This is a genomic window from Sulfurovum sp. MH2-6, from assembly GCF_058374785.1.
In genome coordinates this window covers 752,517-766,476 of the sequence record NZ_CM178170.1, presented here as the reverse complement: position 1 = coordinate 766,476, position 13,960 = coordinate 752,517, and the positions used below count along the sequence as shown (strand labels likewise).

The 13,960-nt window shown below is 43.9% G+C and carries 14 protein-coding genes; 3 read left to right on the top strand and 11 right to left on the bottom strand.

Annotation, left to right across the window (positions count from 1 at the left end; translation table 11 throughout):
* Nucleotides 1-54: 54 nt before the first annotated feature.
* The 6 genes from AC4JOV_RS03810 to gyrA all read right to left on the bottom strand — a co-directional run bounded on the left by AC4JOV_RS03810 (nucleotide 55) and on the right by gyrA (nucleotide 7,793).
* Nucleotides 55-969 (bottom strand): radical SAM protein, encoded by a 915-nt coding sequence (locus AC4JOV_RS03810; RefSeq protein ID WP_229936471.1) that lies wholly within the window; start codon nucleotides 967-969, stop codon nucleotides 55-57.
* A 2-nt stretch (nucleotides 970-971) separates the two neighbouring features.
* Nucleotides 972-2,363 carry a hypothetical protein gene (locus AC4JOV_RS03805; RefSeq protein ID WP_229936472.1) on the bottom strand — a complete coding sequence of 464 codons (1,392 nt, stop codon included), beginning with the start codon at nucleotides 2,361-2,363 and terminating at the stop codon, nucleotides 972-974.
* A 212-nt stretch (nucleotides 2,364-2,575) separates the two neighbouring features.
* Nucleotides 2,576-3,625 (bottom strand): uroporphyrinogen decarboxylase, encoded by a 1,050-nt coding sequence (gene hemE, locus AC4JOV_RS03800; RefSeq protein WP_229936473.1) that lies wholly within the window; start codon nucleotides 3,623-3,625, stop codon nucleotides 2,576-2,578.
* Between the two features lie 101 nt (nucleotides 3,626-3,726).
* Nucleotides 3,727-4,239 carry a YqhA family protein gene (locus AC4JOV_RS03795; RefSeq protein WP_229936474.1) on the bottom strand — a complete coding sequence of 171 codons (513 nt, stop codon included), beginning with the start codon at nucleotides 4,237-4,239 and terminating at the stop codon, nucleotides 3,727-3,729.
* Nucleotide 4,240: 1 nt separating this feature from the next.
* Entirely contained in the window at nucleotides 4,241-5,281 is a 1,041-nt protein-coding gene (locus AC4JOV_RS03790; RefSeq protein ID WP_229936475.1) for an aspartate-semialdehyde dehydrogenase, read from the bottom strand.
* 1 nt (nucleotide 5,282) lies between these two features.
* Complete coding sequence (gene gyrA, locus AC4JOV_RS03785; protein WP_229936476.1) at nucleotides 5,283-7,793, bottom strand: DNA gyrase subunit A; 2,511 nt, start codon at nucleotides 7,791-7,793, stop codon at nucleotides 5,283-5,285.
* A 239-nt stretch (nucleotides 7,794-8,032) separates the two neighbouring features.
* On the opposite strand from gyrA, the gene exbB reads away from it, so the two are divergent.
* Together exbB and AC4JOV_RS03775 are read left to right on the top strand one after the other, a co-directional pair.
* Nucleotides 8,033-8,479, top strand: a complete 447-nt coding sequence (exbB, locus tag AC4JOV_RS03780) for a TonB-system energizer ExbB (RefSeq protein ID WP_229936477.1) — start codon at nucleotides 8,033-8,035, stop codon at nucleotides 8,477-8,479.
* 96 nt (nucleotides 8,480-8,575) lie between these two features.
* Nucleotides 8,576-8,953 (top strand): ExbD/TolR family protein, encoded by a 378-nt coding sequence (locus tag AC4JOV_RS03775; protein WP_229936478.1) that lies wholly within the window; start codon nucleotides 8,576-8,578, stop codon nucleotides 8,951-8,953.
* 911 nt (nucleotides 8,954-9,864) lie between these two features.
* Here the strand turns inward: AC4JOV_RS03775 and AC4JOV_RS03770 are convergent.
* Nucleotides 9,865-10,182, bottom strand: a complete 318-nt coding sequence (locus tag AC4JOV_RS03770; protein WP_229936479.1) for a thioredoxin family protein — start codon at nucleotides 10,180-10,182, stop codon at nucleotides 9,865-9,867.
* 33 nt (nucleotides 10,183-10,215) lie between these two features.
* The gene (locus AC4JOV_RS03765) at nucleotides 10,216-11,667 is read right to left on the bottom strand and encodes a protein adenylyltransferase SelO (protein WP_229936480.1); all 1,452 of its coding nucleotides are present in this window, start codon (nucleotides 11,665-11,667) and stop codon (nucleotides 10,216-10,218) included.
* A 251-nt stretch (nucleotides 11,668-11,918) separates the two neighbouring features.
* Here AC4JOV_RS03765 and AC4JOV_RS03760 point away from each other — a divergent pair, with 251 nt between their 5' ends.
* A complete protein-coding gene (locus AC4JOV_RS03760; protein WP_229936481.1) occupies nucleotides 11,919-12,659 on the top strand; it encodes a YebC/PmpR family DNA-binding transcriptional regulator in 741 nt (246 codons plus the stop codon).
* A gap of 139 nt (nucleotides 12,660-12,798) precedes the next feature.
* Here the strand turns inward: AC4JOV_RS03760 and AC4JOV_RS03755 are convergent, their stop codons facing one another.
* Genes AC4JOV_RS03755 through AC4JOV_RS03745 form a run of 3 tightly spaced genes read right to left on the bottom strand, consistent with a single transcriptional unit; the run spans nucleotide 12,799 to nucleotide 13,260 of the window.
* Nucleotides 12,799-12,936, bottom strand: a complete 138-nt coding sequence (locus tag AC4JOV_RS03755) for a hypothetical protein (protein ID WP_229936482.1) — start codon at nucleotides 12,934-12,936, stop codon at nucleotides 12,799-12,801.
* 9 nt (nucleotides 12,937-12,945) lie between these two features.
* Nucleotides 12,946-13,098 (bottom strand): hypothetical protein, encoded by a 153-nt coding sequence (locus AC4JOV_RS03750; RefSeq protein WP_229936483.1) that lies wholly within the window; start codon nucleotides 13,096-13,098, stop codon nucleotides 12,946-12,948.
* A 9-nt stretch (nucleotides 13,099-13,107) separates the two neighbouring features.
* On the bottom strand, nucleotides 13,108-13,260 hold the full coding sequence (locus AC4JOV_RS03745) for a hypothetical protein (RefSeq protein WP_229936484.1): 153 nt from the start codon (nucleotides 13,258-13,260) through the stop codon (nucleotides 13,108-13,110).
* Nucleotides 13,261-13,960: the final 700 nt, after the last annotated feature.

Here is a 13,960-nt window from a genome sequence, read left to right as displayed (position 1 = left end):
CCTTTTTTAGTGGGTGAGATTATAGTGATTTTTCACTTTATTGTCAAGAATATTTTAAGTTTTTTTGTAAAATTTTACACCATTTCCCTCAATTACTTGAAGTTTCCCCTCTTTTAAGAGCATTTCTACCCTCTTTTGGCTCTCTTTATCAAACAAAACCTCAATATCTTCAGGACTCAACGGACGCATTGCAAGTGTTTCAACGATCTCTTCATTACTGTAATTTGATGCTCTTACCTCTGACTTTTTACGTGAAGCGATATAGAGAGGCAGTGAAGCATCAAAAAGTTTTGAAATTTCCAACAGCTCCTCATAACTCACAGGCTTGACATGATATGCAGGAGGTCTGTCGATGGTTCCCAGATCGATACGGGTAGGCCGAAGCTTCAAAAGATACGCATTAAGCTTGGCGATCTCTTCGGGTTTATCATTGAGCGTTTTAACCACAAGTATCTCGATGATCAAGGGTCCTTGATATTTTGACTTAAAGGCCAGCATTCCCTCTTTGATCCGCTCTATATCGATACTGCTATCTGCACGGTCCAGCTTTCTAAGACAGTTTTGTGTTGCACAGTCCAGTGAGAGCTTTACTTCATCCAGCTTCAACAGTGCCTCCTGGACACTTTTATCATCAATGGTAGCCCCGTTAGAGAGAATCAGTGTTTTGATCCCTCCCTTGATCTTGTCAATCTCATCGATCAGTTGCGAAAGATGCGGATAGAGGGTAGGTTCACCGTTTGCCGTCAGGGTAATGAAGTCGATATCAGGATGTTCATTCAGTGCCTTTTTCAGTGCTTGCATCACCTCCTCCACACTCACCACATCTTCATAGTGATCCATCGTCTTTGCAGGATCAAGCTCACAGTAGAGACAGTCAAAGTTACACTGTTTCCTGGAAGGGCTGAGATCAATCCCCAGTGATTTTCCAAAGCGGCGCGAGTGTACCGGTCCAAAAATGATAGATGCCATGACTACTCCTTGATACTAAGCCGTTGACGATACTTCTCAAGTTTCTTTTTCAAACTTTTGACCGTATTCTTCTCGATCAACGTCTCACGTTTTTCGAGTTTATACCCTAACTTCGCTTCAAACTTCAATACCATAATCTTTTTATAGAGTTCTATGATCTTTGCATTGGTCAGTCCGCCGAGGAAATTACGTATCAGGATCAACTCTTCCCGCCTCGCATCGATATCATCACTCTTTTGGGCACGCAATGCAAGTAATGCCTCTTTATAGGTATTACTATCTATTAACTCCGCTTCAAACTCCTGGTTGAGAAAGTAGTCTGCTACGGTAGTAAAGTAGTGCTTATAGGGCTTTTTGATCTTCTCTACCCTCTTTGACCCCCAGATATATTTGGCTGCGATACGTTGAAAATCACTACGCAGTGCTTCTATCTCTTCATCTATAGGCACGAGTTTGCCGTTCTCCCGGAGCTGAAAATTACGGTTAAATGCCATGGAGATCGTATTCATCACATTTTGGAACTCTGTTTTCGCATTACTTGAACGCTCTAAGAGTGCGATAAGAAGCTCTTTTATCTTCAGTGTGTCAAAATGTTTATCATCGGCATTTTCAAGTACAATAGGTTTGATATGTACCAGCTTTCTCAGCTCCTTGACACGTACTTCACTTTTTACCATGCTTTTGAGTATCTCTTTGAGTTTCCCCTTGGAATAGATATTGAGTGCATCAATGATATCTGTCACCCTGTAGCGGTTTTCATCCGCCAGGTCCATCGCCTGACAGAGAATCGTTTTACCTACCCGGTTTTCTATCTTGATACCTTGGGATGAGAGATACTCCTCTTCCAGCTTGATCGCACGTTCATGATAGTCTTTGAGATAACTATACTCAGGATACTCTTCGAGCTCTTTGGCACGCTTGAGGAGTGAAGCAAGCGCATACTCCCTGATATCCTCAGGGAGGACTTCATAAAGTTCATACTTTTCGATACGCCGAAAGTTATTGAGGTTGGCATTGAAACGAAGCGGCTCTTTAAAATGCGAGGAAGCCTCTTGAATCATCTGATCAAGAATCACTTCACCGTCATGACTATAGGCTGTATGTCCGATATCGTGCAGCATCCCTACGATCTTGGCGACATTAAAAAAGTTCAGGTTGATATCTTGGCCCAGTTGGCGGCTGAGATGACGCATTATATACTCTGTACTCAGCCCTACCTCGACAGAGTGGCTGTAGCGGTTACGGATACTATCTCTGGTTTTATTGGAAAGATACATGGGAATATCTTTAAGCCGGACAAAGACTTTGTGTCCGACGATTCCCATTTCACACTCTTCGACGAGACCATGAAAGTGCTGAGTGCTGGATGATGCGTGCTGAAGATGAGATGCCATTGCATTCCTTATTGTGCTACGATTTAAAAGCGTTTTCTTCTGGTTCCCAAATTGTGAGATTGTGACACATCAGTTCCATATAACTCAGTTTGGGAACGAGGAGAACCCTTCCAACCCATCCCCGGACGGACACGACGATCCGCCCCTACAAAATAACGAATCACTATTACAGCTGCTCCTACCGCTAAACACTGAATACTGTTTCGGGAAAACTACTGTTTTCCCGAAACCCTGTGGCACTCTCTTACAAAGTGCTTTGCATTCTCTACCGGTACGTCAGGCAGGATACCGTGACCAAGGTTGAAGATATGTCTCTTACCGCCCATGATCTCCTGGATCGCCTCCACGCATGCAGTGGTCGCTTCCTGCGAGTAGAGACGGCATGGCTCCATATTTCCCTGAAGGACATACTTCTCACCCAGCTTCTCTTTTGCCAGTGCCATCGGAGTCCCCCAGTCTACACCGAATACATCGAAGTTTCCATAGACCAATCCTCGCTCGATAAATGATGCCACTCCCTTAGGGAACATGATCACAGGGATATGCGGATACTTCTCTTTAAGGTACTCAGAGATCTCAACCATATACTTCCAAGAGAACTCATCATACTTACTAGGCTCGATCGCTGCTGCCCAGCTATCAAAGATCTGAACCACATCGATACCCGCTTCGATCTGTTTCTCCATATAAAGCTTGACGACATCAGTCACTTTTCTAAGGATATTGTGAAGCAGTTCAGGGTTAGAGTACATCATCTTCTTACATACATTATATGTCTTGGTTCCCTGACCTTCGATCATATAGGTTGCAAGTGTCCAAGGCGCCCCGGTAAATCCGATCAGTGCCTTCTCATCATCTCTTGAATCCAGCTGCTCTCTAAGCAGTTTGATCGTCTCATAGACATAGGTAAGTTTACTTGCCGCTTCATCCCCGCCGATCAATCTGTCAAGATCTTCTTGCGTACTGATCGGGTCATGAAATACCGGTCCTCTCCCTTTGATAAACTCAAGGTCCATCCCCATCTCATCCGGGATGACCAGAATATCACTGAAAAGGATGGCTGCATCCACACCTACGATATCCAGAGGTTGGATCGTTACTTCTGCTGCTTTTTTCGGATCATGACAAAGGTTGAGAAAGCTGCCTGCTTCACCACGTACTGCCATATATTCCGGCAGGTATCGCCCCGCCTGTCTCATCATCCAAACCGGTGTATAAGGTGTCTCCTTACCAAAACACGCATCGACAAATATTTTACTCAATTGTTTTCCTTGAAAATCATTTCTTCTTTATCAAAAGAAGTGCTTTAGTGACCACAGCGGTCAAAGCGTAGTAAAAGGAGTGACTTCCTTTTACCTCCTCTCTAGTGTTTCCCTACTTTACCTAAAAAATATAATCCTACAGCCAATGCAGCAATGGACAATGCAAAATACATCATCTCCTGTGGCGTCTTAAACTCCGTATGGAGAACTCTTTGAAAAAAGTTCACCACAAGAACCATCACGATCACTTTGGCAATCTTGTCTTTTAGTTGATCTAGCGAGTGAATCGCCAAAAGCTGACTTCCATTTTTCCCCGATGCTTCATCGATATCTGAGATGAAAAGTTCATACAGACCGAAGGCAAAAATAAACATCACCACAGCGATCAGATAAAGATCCACTGCACCGATAATACCCGCAACCACATCCTCATGAAAATGCTCAGGGTGCGGTATCGCATGTGTCACAACCTGAAAGGACGTGACCGTAACATTCCAGATATCCATAGATGCAACGATAAAGAGAATAATAGCACCCAATAACCCAAAAATAACAGCTAGGAGCACAATAAATCTACTTCGCCATATCGCACCTTCAAATAACGCTTCCAACATCTTACGCATTCTCCTCAAGCTTGATCCACTTTTGCGCGATTCTTACAGCATTGGTTGCAGCACCCACTCTTACCTGGTCCGCAACACCCCAGATGTGAAGAATATTTGATGCAAAGTTATCTTTTCTGATACGTCCTACATAGGTATAATCCGTATCTGTTGCCGTAACAGGCATCGGATATTCGCTCTTTTCAAGGTCATCGATCACTTTGACATTCTCAAAGTTTGCCAATGCCTCTCTTGACGCTTCAACACTTACATCTGTCCCTTCGGCAAAGGTAATGGTAATAGCCTCCGAGTGGCTTCTAAGGACCGGTACGCGTACACATGTAGCCGAGACTGCAAAGTCGGAATGCATGATCTTGTTGGTCTCATTGACCATCTTCATCTCTTCTTTGGTATACCCGTTCGGCTGAGGCACATCGATCTGAGGGATAACATTGAGTGCGATCTGGTGAGCAAAGGCTTTACACTCACTCTCACCCAGTTTAAAGGCAAAGAAGTCCTGCATCTGGCGTACAAGCTCTTCCATCCCCTGTTTCCCTGCTCCGGATGTTGCCTGGTAGGTACTGACATCCACTCTTTTGAATCCTCCATAAAGGTCATAAAGCGGTTTAAGGAGTTGTACCATCTGGATCGTTGAACAGTTAGGGTTTGCGATGATCCCCGTGTCTTCCCATAGTTCGATATCTTCAGGGTTTACTTCAGGTACGACCAACGGCACCTTAGGGTCCATTCTGAAGTGGGAAGTGTTATCGATCACTACTGCACCGGCTTCTACAGCAAATTTTGCGTACTGTGCCGAGATACTTCCGCCTGCCGAGAAGAAAGCGATATCGATATCACGCCCCTCAAACACAGTCTCTGTCAGCTCTTCTATCTTATATGCTTTACCTTTGAACTCTATCTCTTGACCTACACTTCTGGCACTTGCCAAAGGAAGTAAATTTCCTACAGGAAACTTTACCTCTTCAAGTACTCTAAAAAGCTCTTCTCCCACAGCACCGGAAGCACCGACGACTGCTACATTATATGTTTTCATTCTACTCCAATCCTAATGTACTATCTATCTGTTCTATATTTTCATCTGCAACCACATCCAGGTCTTTGGGTTCGTCGCCTTTCGGACATTTTGCAAGACTGACTACTTTATCTTTAGACTCAACGCTGACAATTTTTACTCCGGAAGTATTACGTCCGGCTTTTCTGATCTGATCCATATCTACACGGATCATCTTTCCTGCACTTGTCAGACACATCAAGTCTTTATCCTCTTCTACAAATACTACACCGACGACATCTCCTGTTTTCGGCGTAAGCTTCATAGAGATCACCCCTTTACCTGCACGGTTCTGCTCACGGTACTCGCTGGCAGTCGTACGTTTGCCCAGACCTTTTTCGCTGAGCATCAGGAGTTCATCCTCTTCATTCTCGATCGTTGTTGCACCACATACATAGTCATCTTTGATCTTGAACTTGATCGCCGTTACACCACGTGCCACACGTCCGATCTCACGTGCATCTTCGGTTTTAAATCTGATACACATCCCTTTTTTGGTTGCCACAAAGAGCCATTGCGTTTCCGGTGTTACGATCTTCGCCTCTACCAGTTCATCATCCTCATCCAGGTTGATCGCTCTTACCCCGTTGCTTCTGATGTTCGAGTACTCAGAAAGGTTCGTACGCTTCACGATACCGTTTTGTGTGAAAAATACCAAACTCTTGTCTTCGTTAAAGTCGGTCGTCGGGATGATCGCTTTGATCATCTCATCCGCCTGCAGGTTGATCAGGTTGACCACCGCTTTACCTTTGGCTGCACGTGAACCTTCAGGGATCTTATAGACCTTCAGCCAGTAGAGCTGACCGCGGTCCGTCACAAACATCAGCGTATCATGGGTATTGGAGATAAAGAACCGCTCGATGAAGTCATCATCATACGTTGTTACGGCAGTCTTGCCTTTCCCGCCTCTATGCTGTTTCTCATATTGCGCTACAGGGACACGCTTGATGTACCCTCTATGCGTGATCGTCACGACCATCGGCTCGTTCGGGATAAGATCTTCGATATCGATATCATCATAATCATCAACGATCTCGGTCAGACGCGGTCCAGAGTACTTCTCTTTCACCTCGATAAGTTCATCCCTGATGATCTCGTTGATCTTCTCTTCGGACTTCAGGATCGCTTCAAGCTCTGCGATAAGTTTACGGAGCTCTGCCAACTCATTTTCGATCTTTTCGATCTCAAGACCTGTCAGACGTCTGAGTCTCATCTCCAGAATGGCTTTTGCCTGAATCTCGGAGAGTTCAAAACGACTCATCAGATTCTCTTTTGCCTCATTGTCATCAGCACTGGCACGAATGATCCTGATCACTTCATCGATATTATCTACCGCGATCTTGAGACCTTCAAGAATGTGTGCTCTCGCTCTCGCTTTTTCCAGATCAAAGATCGTTCTTCTGATCACGACCGTTTTACGGTGGTTAAGGAAAATATCCAGAAGCTCAAGCAGGTTAAATACTTTCGGTTCTTTATTATTGATCGCAAGCATAATGATCCCGAAGGTCACTTGCATCTGTGTACTTTTGAACAGGTTGTTCAGTACGATCTCGCTCATCGCATCACGCTTCAGCTCGATCACGATACGCATTCCTTCACGGTCAGACTCATCTCTGATTTCAGAGATTCCCTCGATCTGTTTATCACGCACGAGCTGTGCGATATTTTCGATAAGACGGGACTTGTTTACCTGGTAAGGGATCTCATCAACAACGATCACCTCTTTGTTACGCTTCTCTTCGATATGCGTCTTTGCACGTACTTTGATACGTCCGCGCCCCGTCTGATAAGCATCTGTAATCCCTTTACGTCCGAAAATAATACCGCCGGTCGGGAAGTCAGGACCCTGGATTTTTGCCATGACATCCTCGATCGTCGCAGACGGGTTTCCGATACGGAGTGTCAGTGCATCGACAAGTTCATCCAGACGGTGAGGAGGGATATTCGTCGCCATACCGACCGCAATACCGCTTGATCCGTTCATCAGCAGGTTTGGTACACGGCTAGGCAGTACATCCGGCTCACTCATAGAGTCATCATAGTTTGGTACGAAATCAACCGTATCTTTCTCAAGGTCCTCAAGCAGCTCTTCTGCCATCTTGGTCATACGTGATTCCGTATACCTCATCGCCGCAGCATTATCACCGTCAATGGAACCGAAGTTACCCTGACCGTCAACCAAGGTCTCTTTCATCGAGAAGTCTTGCGCCATACGTACAAGGGCATCATAGACTGCCGTATCTCCGTGCGGGTGATACTTACCGATCACATCCCCGACCACACGTGCTGATTTTTTGTATGGGCTTCTATGTGAAAGACTAAGATCATTCATCGCATAAAGGATACGTCTGTGTACCGGTTTCAGTCCATCTCTGGCATCCGGCAGTGCCCTACCGATAATGACGGACATTGAGTAGTCGAGGTATGACCCCTTCATACTATCTTCAATCAAAACCTCTTCAACATTTTGATTTTCTTCAAATAGATCAGACATCTTCTTCCTTTCATTAAAATCCGTATATTTTATCTAAGTAGAGGTAATAAAAAGGCACAAAAATGCTTTAAATAGCCATTTAAGGCCTTTTATATCGATTTTTACAATTTTTCACTTTTTTTGATTAACATAATATTTTTATAAAAACGGCTTATTTCGCATTTTTGAAATATTAACACTCTCTTAACATATTTAGCCTATAATTCACAGCTATATCCCAATTGTTTTAAGGAAAATATATGCCTGTAGATCAGATCAAAGATATTGTCGATTATGGAGTGATCGGCCTGCTTTTATTTCTCAGTTTTATCACGTTTATGTTCGCCATCGAACGTGCACTCTTTTACCGTTCGATCAAAGTTGAAAACTACACCCATAAAAATGCACTTGAACTGGATTTGACCAAACGTCTTCCTACGATCGCCTCTATCGGTTCCAATGCTCCCTATATCGGTCTGCTGGGAACCGTACTTGCGATCATCCTGACTTTCTATATCATCGGTTCAAATCAAGATACCGTCAATCCCGGTGAGATCATGAAACACCTTGCCTTGGCCCTCAAAGCTACAGCGGCAGGTCTTGTAGTAGCCATTCCTGCAACCGTACTCTATAATGCACTGATCACCGTTGTAGACAGAAAACTGGCTGCATGGGAGATCGCCAGAGATGAAGGAAGGCTCGTTTAGTATGCTGATACTCATCACAAAAGCGAAACCAGTTTCGCAAGAGCCATCTGCTGACGATATCTCTTGCTTTTGGACTTGTTCAAAAGGGAGAATCAAATGAGAAGAGAACCATTTGACAAGATGAACGTTGTTCCCTTCATCGATATCGTACTTGTACTTCTGGTCATCGTGCTTGCGACAGCCACCTTTGTCACCAACCAGACGATCAAAGTAGATCTCCCCACTGCAAGCAGTGAAAAAAATGAAGAGAAAAAGAGCATTACCATTGCGATCAACAAAGAGGGAGAGTACTTCTACAACAAAGAAGCGCTTCCTTTCGAAGAGATCAAAGAGAGACTGCATAAACTCGATCCGAAAAAAGATATCGTTTCACTTCATACAGACCAGAAGTCCGAGTTTCAAAACTTTGTCAATGTGATCGATATCCTCAAAGAAAAAGGGTTTGAGAATATCTCTATCGTCACCAAAAAATAGAGTATCATTTTTTTGGTTCCCGTGTTGCACGCAGGAACGTAAAAAATAAGGGAGTTGGATAAGTTTAATTAATTTCCCTTTTTATCTATATGAGGCGGTGTTTCTCTCTTCATTTTTTTAAAAAAACGAAGCAAAAAAGCGTTGTGGCTCTCGAATCGCTTCGCTTTCAAGGTCGTTCGCCACAACAAGACACACTTCGTGTGATTAATGGAGAAATGGTGTCGGGGTGAGGACACCCCAACCTACCTATCTTATTTCCTTCTCGTGTTGCACGTGGTACTCCATACGCCAATAGAATAGAGTAAAGTTTACTGAATATTACACTCTCATAGACATTCCCACGAAAATCGTGGGAACGAAAATAAAAAAACAACTTGATCTCTTTGTCACGTAGCATTGGGTGAGCAGTTACGAAAGCGTGCATATTTTGCGAAGCAAACACGCTGTAGTAACGTCCGCTCACTTGCGAAGTGACGCTTTTTTGCCTACTTTTTTCTAAAAAAAGTAGAGATAAAATCATTGAATTTACAACTAAGTTGTATGCTACTTTTTAGAAAAGCGCCCAGAGGAAATACCCTTAGGGTAAATCGAAAGCATCACTCCCTCTCGAATCACTTATTTGGTTCCCACGTTGCACGTGGTAATCCATACACCAATAGAATAGACTAAAGTTTACCGCACCACTACACTCACCTATGCATTCCCACGAAAATCGCGGGAACGAAGCGAAAGAGATTCAACTCAAAAGCACATGGCGGTTTTTGCTAGCGACAGCCCTTTGTGCATCCTTCCACGGGCAGACACAACGGTACCACCCCCTACACGAATCACGTATTACTATTCACTAGTGTCGGGGTGAGGACACCCCGACCTACACTTCACGTTGCTCCCTGCTCCCTGCTACTTACTACCTACTCCGTCATCATCTTATACGGACGCATCAACTGCTCTGTCAGTTTATGCATACTCACTGCCCTGCCCTCTCTGACAAACTCACGTCCATCCAGAAAAACAAGCATCGTAGGTACAGAGAAGACCCGATAGTGTGCAGAGATCTCAGGGTTCTCATGTGCATCGAGGTATACCTGCTTGATCTGCGGGAACTCCGCATCAAAAAGCGCTTTGAACTTCGGTCTGAGTGCATGACAGACACTGCACTGCTCACCTGAAAAGTAAAGGAGTACCCCTACCTCCTCTTTGATCAAATTCTCTACTTCTTCCAGAGTCATTTCTCTCTCCTCGATTTTTTGAAATTATAGCTTTTAGGAGCTACAACTGAGCTTCTTGTTCTTAAACTCATCCGGTGTCGCCCCGGCCCATCTCTCACACTCGGGATGTTCATCATAAGGTGACTGGGCAAGCTTGAAGAGCTGATCGACCAGAGTGTAATCCCCTACATCAGCTGCATCGATCGCCTCCTGGAGCATATAATTTTTGAGTATATACTTCGGATTGGTACGCTGCATCATTTGGTGACGCTCTGGGGTCGTAGAGCTGTTGCGTGTCAATCTCTCATCATAAACATCCAGCCAGTCATGCAACGGTTGATGGTAAAGTCCCACTTTGAGTATCTCCGTTCTATCACCGTCATAACGGCTGAGTGTTCTGAAAAAGAGCGTATAATCCACGCTTAGCCCCTGCATCATTCTAAGCAGATGGCTGACCAGATCTATATCATCTTCTTCCCGCTTATCCAGTCCGAGCTTTTTCCCCATGCGATCCAAATAGTGTTCGGTATAGAGTTTAGAGTAGTGCTTCTCAAGTATTTTGACCATTTTTATCTCATCTGCCAGCGGGGTGAGTGCCACCATTAATGCCCTGAGGTTCCACTCTCCGATATTTGGCTGGCTGCCAAAGCTGTAACGTCCGTAGGTATCGGTATGGTTGCAGATATTTCGAAAGTCGTAATCATCCAAAAATGCATAGGGGCCATAGTCGATCGTAAGACCATGGATAGACATATTGTCCGTATTCATCACCCCGTGGTTGAATCCGACTGCCTGCCACTGTGCCATCAGCATTGCTGTCTTACCCACCACTTCTGCAAAAAAGAGTTCATAGAGATTTTCTTCGCCGATCAGATGCGGGTAAGACTCAGCGATCGCATAATCAGCCAACGCTTTCAGCTCTTCATACTTTTTATGATGTGCAAAATACTCAAAGGTACCAAAACGTACCCATGATGGAGAGACACGCAGTACGATCGCCCCCTTCTCCCACTCCCCTCTATAGACAGAGTGGCCTGAACCTATAAGTGCCAAAGCCCTGGTAGTGGGGATACCCAATCCGTGCATCGCTTCACTCATCAGATACTCACGGATCGAAGAGCGCAGTACGGCTCTTCCATCCCCGTCACGTGAATACTTCGTAAGCCCTGCACCCTTGAGCTGAAGATGTTGGTTACCCATCGGCGTAACAATCGTTCCGATATTCACCGCCCGACCGTCACCCAAACGTTCTACAAAGAAGCCGAATTGATGCCCGGCATAACACATGGCAAAAGGATCACTTCCCTCCAGTTCCAGTGCACCGTTGACAAACGCTGTAAAATGTTCCGTGTCCAGCTCATCACGGTCGATCTGAAGCTCCTCAGCCATCTCAGGATTGGCATGGATCAGATACGCACCCTGCAGCGGTGAGGGCTTTACCCTGTCAAAGCAGAGCGGCGGAAGTTCAAGGTAGGGATTGGTCAGTTCTATCTCTTTTAATTTCATGCGGCTATTCTTACCTATGGTTACTTTGAAATGACTTAAGCCAAATCGGGATATAATCACGACAATAAAATCTTGACTTATTGCAAAACTTAGTAAAAAAAAGAGATTTTTTAGAGTGTATTAGATTTTGTTAAAAAACCTTGCAGGACTAGTCATAGCTAATTCAAAAGGGTTTTTAATGAAAGATAATAGGCTATATGAAATCTATTATTTTACTCAGTTGAAGTAAGGAGTCTCACAAGGAAACACTTATGGGTAGAGCGTTTGAGTACCGTAAAGCAGCAAAAATGAAAAGATGGGGAGCAATGTCCCGTATCTTCCCTAAACTGGGTAAAAGTATCACGATGGCAGCAAAAGAGGGAGGATCTCCGGATCCGGATATGAACTCCAAGCTTCGTACAGCGATCCTCAATGCCAAAGCGCAAAATATGCCGAAAGACAATATCGATGCGGCGATCAAAAGAGCCTTTGAAAAAAATGCAGCGGATTTCAAAGAGATCACCTATGATGTAAAAGCAGCACATGGTGTACAGATGATCGTAGAGTGTGCAACCGACAATAACACAAGAACAGTAGCCAATGTCAAAGCCATCGTCAACAAGAACGGCGGGGAGATGCTTACTTCTGGTTCACTCAGCTTTATGTTCACCAGAAAATCTCTCTTTACTTTTGACAAGACAGCGGATATGGACCTCGAAGAACTTGAACTTGATCTGATCGATTACGGTTTGGAGAGCATCGAAGAGGATGTTGAGCCGCAAGAAAATGCTGAAGATAAAGAGATCGTAAGAATCTACGGTGAGTTTACCTCATTCGGAGAGTTGAGTAAAGCCCTTGAGGAGAGAGGTATCGAGGTCACGAAAGCGTCACTTGAATACATTGCCAATGCACCGATTGACCTCAGTGATGAGCAGATGGAAGATGTAGAGTCACTCATCGACAAACTGGAAGAGGATGATGACGTACAAAACGTCTATACAAACATCAACTAACTAAGTACCTCCCTAGTAGAGGTACATCATGCTACCTCACTTCACCTCATTCAACAGTGAAACAAAAATACGTTGTATCTTAGTATGCCCAAGTGGGCATACATTGATCAGAAAAATAAAGAGGGAGGGGAATAAGTGATTAATAAAATGTCATCAAAAGATGTGGAGAATCTTCAGGGATATTAACACCTGCATCCTCATATTGTGCCATATGATGTGCTGAGAGTGTTGAAGCCAAACCTGCTACAAAAAGTAGTGTCATAAATAATGTTTTCATTCTATCTCCTTACATACCAAGCAAAAAGTCAAAATCATGATCAAGATGCCCTGAGTTTGATGACATGTTCCCACCTGCAGTATCTGACGGTGACATATGATGTGCCGAGAGTGATGAAGCCAAACCGAGTGTCAAAAATAGTGCCATAATAATTTTTTTCATTCTATCTCCTTACATACCTAACAAAAAGTCAAAATCAAGATCCAGGTGCCCTGAAGTTGATGACATGTTTCCACCTGCAGTATCTGACGGTGACATATGATGTGCTGACAGTGTTGAAGCCAAACCTAAAGTAATTAAAAGTGTTAATGCAAATTTTTTCATAATGTTGTTCCTTTTGTTTTGATAGTCACATTGTAAAGGATAAGTATGAAATAAGTGTGAAGAGAAATAAACAGTAAAAAAGAAGTGCTCTATTTCACTCGTTCCCGCAGTTGTTTCTCGCTACACCTTCGGAGAGGTAAGACGAGGGAGATCAAACAATGTGAAGAAGCCGATACCTTGTGCTTGCACTCCCTCTTGTTCCACCTCTCCCGAGGTGGAACACATAGTCACTTATATACTTTTATCTATTTGGATTGTTTTGTTGCTTGGGTTTGGGGTATGGGTTACACCTGGGGACAGGTGTAACCAGTTAAATGCAGTCTAGATTATCTCCGACTCTGTTTCCACTCAAGTTATCGGTTCAGTTCTTTAGCTCCCACACAAGCTCATTTTTTACAACGGCTTCAACGAAATGATCAATCTATATCAACCGACTCTTACAGTTTTATTATACTGCACTCCCTCTTGTTCCACCTCTCCCGAGGTGGAACACATAGTCACTTATATACTTTTATCTATTTGGATTGTTTTGTTGCTTGGATTTGGGGTATGGGTTACACCTGGGGACAGGTCGAACCAGTTAAGACCAGGGAAATGTCATGTTTCGTTTTCATCTTTACAACTTTGTAAAGACGCACTTACAAGGTAGGCTATTAAAAAAAATAAAGACCATATTTGAATTGATGTACTCATCTCAATA

Coding starts and splice junctions, on each gene's coding strand:
- AC4JOV_RS03810 (WP_229936471.1), bottom strand. CDS start 969: ATGGCATCTATCATTTTTGGACCGGTACACTCGCGCCGCTTTGGAAAA.
- AC4JOV_RS03805 (WP_229936472.1), bottom strand. CDS start 2,363: ATGGCATCTCATCTTCAGCACGCATCATCCAGCACTCAGCACTTTCAT.
- AC4JOV_RS03795 (WP_229936474.1), bottom strand. CDS start 4,239: ATGTTGGAAGCGTTATTTGAAGGTGCGATATGGCGAAGTAGATTTATT.
- AC4JOV_RS03790 (WP_229936475.1), bottom strand. CDS start 5,281: ATGAAAACATATAATGTAGCAGTCGTCGGTGCTTCCGGTGCTGTGGGA.
- gyrA (WP_229936476.1), bottom strand. CDS start 7,793: ATGTCTGATCTATTTGAAGAAAATCAAAATGTTGAAGAGGTTTTGATT.
- exbB (WP_229936477.1), top strand. CDS start 8,033: ATGCCTGTAGATCAGATCAAAGATATTGTCGATTATGGAGTGATCGGC.
- AC4JOV_RS03775 (WP_229936478.1), top strand. CDS start 8,576: ATGAGAAGAGAACCATTTGACAAGATGAACGTTGTTCCCTTCATCGAT.
- AC4JOV_RS03770 (WP_229936479.1), bottom strand. CDS start 10,182: ATGACTCTGGAAGAAGTAGAGAATTTGATCAAAGAGGAGGTAGGGGTA.
- AC4JOV_RS03765 (WP_229936480.1), bottom strand. CDS start 11,667: ATGAAATTAAAAGAGATAGAACTGACCAATCCCTACCTTGAACTTCCG.
- AC4JOV_RS03760 (WP_229936481.1), top strand. CDS start 11,919: ATGGGTAGAGCGTTTGAGTACCGTAAAGCAGCAAAAATGAAAAGATGG.
- AC4JOV_RS03755 (WP_229936482.1), bottom strand. CDS start 12,936: ATGAAAACATTATTTATGACACTACTTTTTGTAGCAGGTTTGGCTTCA.
- AC4JOV_RS03750 (WP_229936483.1), bottom strand. CDS start 13,098: ATGAAAAAAATTATTATGGCACTATTTTTGACACTCGGTTTGGCTTCA.
- AC4JOV_RS03745 (WP_229936484.1), bottom strand. CDS start 13,260: ATGAAAAAATTTGCATTAACACTTTTAATTACTTTAGGTTTGGCTTCA.